The sequence below is a fragment of the Candidatus Nitrosotalea sp. FS genome (genome assembly GCF_011319475.1).
Taxonomy (GTDB): Archaea; Thermoproteota; Nitrososphaeria; order Nitrososphaerales; family Nitrosopumilaceae; genus Nitrosotalea.
In genome coordinates this window covers 178-3,545 of the sequence record NZ_RCMC01000266.1, presented here as the reverse complement: position 1 = coordinate 3,545, position 3,368 = coordinate 178, and the positions used below count along the sequence as shown (strand labels likewise).

Annotated in this window: 2 protein-coding genes; both read right to left on the bottom strand. The window is 40.4% G+C overall.

The window, feature by feature from the left end; all coding sequences use genetic code 11:
* Positions 1-85: 85 nt before the first annotated feature.
* Positions 86-1,042, bottom strand: a 957-nt coding sequence (locus DYY66_RS10355; protein WP_218583723.1) for an ABC transporter permease, incomplete at its 3' end; no start/stop codon positions are given.
* Positions 1,039-2,091 carry an ABC transporter permease gene (locus DYY66_RS10350; protein ID WP_255496430.1) on the bottom strand — a complete coding sequence of 351 codons (1,053 nt, stop codon included), beginning with the start codon at positions 2,089-2,091 and terminating at the stop codon, positions 1,039-1,041. The genes DYY66_RS10350 and DYY66_RS10355, both read right to left, overlap by 4 nt.
* Between the last annotated feature and the right edge of the window lie 1,277 nt (positions 2,092-3,368).

Below are 3,368 nucleotides of genomic sequence, written 5' to 3'. Positions count from 1 at the left end.
GTAGATAAAATCACTTGGAAACCCATCATACTGGTAATTTACTAGAAACGAATTGGTAATAACAGAGACAGAATCTAGTTGTTGNAAGGAACCCTACCATCAGAAATATGCTGTTCCCTATTGTCACTGCCAGAATTATCAAGAGCGGAAGAGCAGGCATTGCATATATTATATCATTGAACCTCATCAACACTTCGTCTGTTGCCCGACCCTTGTATCCAGCATAGACACCATAGACAAGACCAAACACCACAGACCCAATTGATACCGTTATTCCAATAAAGAGCGCAAGAGGTGTGCCCCAGAGAAGCCCAACGGATAAGTCCCGTCTCAGCTCGTCTGTTCCCATGATTCCATAGACCTTTCCTCCAAGAATCAGGTTTGATTTGGAAAGAACCGGTTTTTCTGATACATCATACAGACGCACCTGAAATACATACGGACCCTTTAGGATGGTATTTTCATCAAGTCTTGAAAATATTATTTTTTCAGATGATATTCTATCAAGTGAAAATGCATATCGGGATTTTTTATCAGAGATATTTTTTGCAATCACATCCTGCGTTGAAAATATCATGCTGCTGTATGTTGCGGTGTCTTTTGCAAAAGGCAAAGAGGTTGAGACAAGTTGTAGTACAATACCGTCAGGCCTTGTTACAGACATTTGCAATAAAGGAGAGCCAGAATATTTTACAGTATACTGGTAGATAAAATCACTTGGAAACCCATCATATTGATAATTTACTAGAAACGAGTTTGTAAGAACATAGACAGAATCAAGTTGTTGTGATGATATTACAGGCGATAGTATCAAGTGCTCTGGAATTTTTTCAGACTGGAAATAGTTTACCCATGCAGGCTGGGCAGACTTTGGATAAAGCAACCAACTTGCAGGATCATTCCATGTCTTGAAACTGTCAAGTGGAATTGTCACAAATGCAACAACTGACATGGAAAAAAGAATGACAAGTATTGCAATTCCTGCAATTCCAATCTTGCTGTGTGAGAATTCTTTCCATATTGTCTTTGATGAAAAACTCATTCTCTTCGCACCCTTGGATCAAAGTATCCATACAAGACATCTGCCACAAATACGCTGACAAGAAAGAATGCCGTTAACACATATGTTGCTCCAATTATCACCGGAAGGTCCAAGACACTTATTGCCTCAAAGTACAACCTTCCCATTCCTGGCCAGTCAAACACCGCTTCTGTAATTATTGCGCCCCCAAGCGAGCCAGAGAGGCTGAGTGCAAGAATTGTAACTATTGGGGGTGCTGCATTTTTGAGCGCATGAGAGTAGAGTATGCGTTTTTCATCAATTCCTGCAGCCCTTTTTGCCATGATAAAGTCCTCCTGAAGCACCCCAACCAAGAAATTTCTTACCAAATATGCCCATGAGCCAAACCCAATGATTACAAGTGTTATGAGTGGAAGTGCCATGTGGTAAAGTAACGACCCCAGATATCCAGGGTCTGATATTGATACATCAGGTGTAGCCCTTGCAGGAAATATAGGATACAAGAATGCAAAGACAAAGATCATCAACACACCAATCCACCATACCGGAAAGCTTGATGATATTATTGCAAGTCCAGATGTTATCCTGTCAATCTTTGAATTTACCTTGCTTGCGGCAACTGTCCCAAGAAATATTCCAAGAACAGAAACTATTGCAGTTGCAGTTGTGAAAAGAAGAATTGTCCTTGGAAGTTTTTCAAGTATTATATCTTTGACATCAGACGAGCCGCTGTCGCTTGTAAGAAATTTGGCATGACCAAAGTCCAGTGTCAAGATTTTGTACATTGACAAGCCAATTCTTTGCGGCGAGTACCATGGCTGGTCAAGCCCAAGTGCTGTGATCCTTTGTTTTAGTTGGTTTTCAATGTAAGAATCAAGTTGCTCAGTTGTCTTGAAGCTTGAAAGAAGATTCTTGTTGTTTGTCACTTGTTGCCTTATTTCAAGTGCTGCACTTTGTTTTGATATTGAGTCCATGTTAGAGCCTACAAGAATTATTGTAACAAGTAGCGTTGCCATCAATACGCCAAACATTGTAATTGCACGCTTGGCAAGGAATTTTTTAAATCCCATTTATTTTGTACTCCTCTTTTTTGATACATACCATATGGCAACAGCAATGATTATTCCAAGAACCAAGATCCACGGAATGTACCCATAATTATTTTCAAGTAGCAAGGAATTTGGAGTCACGGCCTCTACAGGAAACTGGCTNTTTTAAATCCCATTTATTTTGTCTTCCTCTTTTTTGATACGTACCACCACATGGCAACAGCAATGATCATTCCAAGAACCAAAATTCCCGGAATGTATCCATAGTTATTTTCAAGTAGCAAAGAACTTGGAGTCACGGTCTCTACAGGAAACTGTCCTTGTCCCTTTGTAACAAGAAAGCTAGAGTGATACATGTCTGGCTTGTATGCCTCATCGGATACGACAAAAACTTGGAGATCATTTGAGCCAGGCTCAAGGTTGGCAGTCTTTTGAGAGGACAACATTATTGCCATGGAACCGTTCCCTGATGATACCTTTTTGCCATCGNCAAGGGCAGCAATCTTTTGAGAGGACAACATTATTGTCATTGAACCATTCCCTGATGATATCTTACCATCATCAATTATCCCCCCCAGTGGATTTGTAAAGTAATAGTATACAGTAGCATTTGGAGTCACAGATACAGGAATCGTAAGTGCAGAACCAATAGATACGCTTGTTGGGACACTTATACTCTCAATCTTTGGCATGCTTATTTCTTCAAACTTTTTCCAGTATCCAGCAGGAAATGGATAGGTGTCATCATCAAATGCTTTTATTGTGATCTTTCTTGCATCAGGAGAATAACTGTCAAGATAGTATGGGCCATTGCTTATCACTGCATGCCCGTGCTCTGCAATCCACGATGAAGATGCTTGATACCTTGAATCAAAATAACCAGAGTCATTTACAAAAGCAAGTGCAGGAGGAATTGACTTTTCATTTGCAAACTCGTCCAGATTTGCCTTTATTATCTTTGCATCATCTGGAATTATTAATGACATCCAGTTGATGTTTTTGCTTACTGCATCAGATCGTGAAAATGCAAGCTTGCCATCAGTTACTGCCTTTTCCATGGAGTATATCATCTCCCATGGCATTCCAGGCCAGACCTGTGCTGCATCTGCAATCTCGCCTGAATCAAAGTGCCGATAGTTTTGGTATACTTCGATTGTATCCTTGTCAAGTACCCGTACCCCGATGACAGTCTTTGCTGCTTGGTTTGCCTTGGGGGAATATTCAGAATCAAATGTCATGGTACCATTTGTCTGGTCTGCACCCCATTGGTACATGAAATAAATTCCATACAAAACATC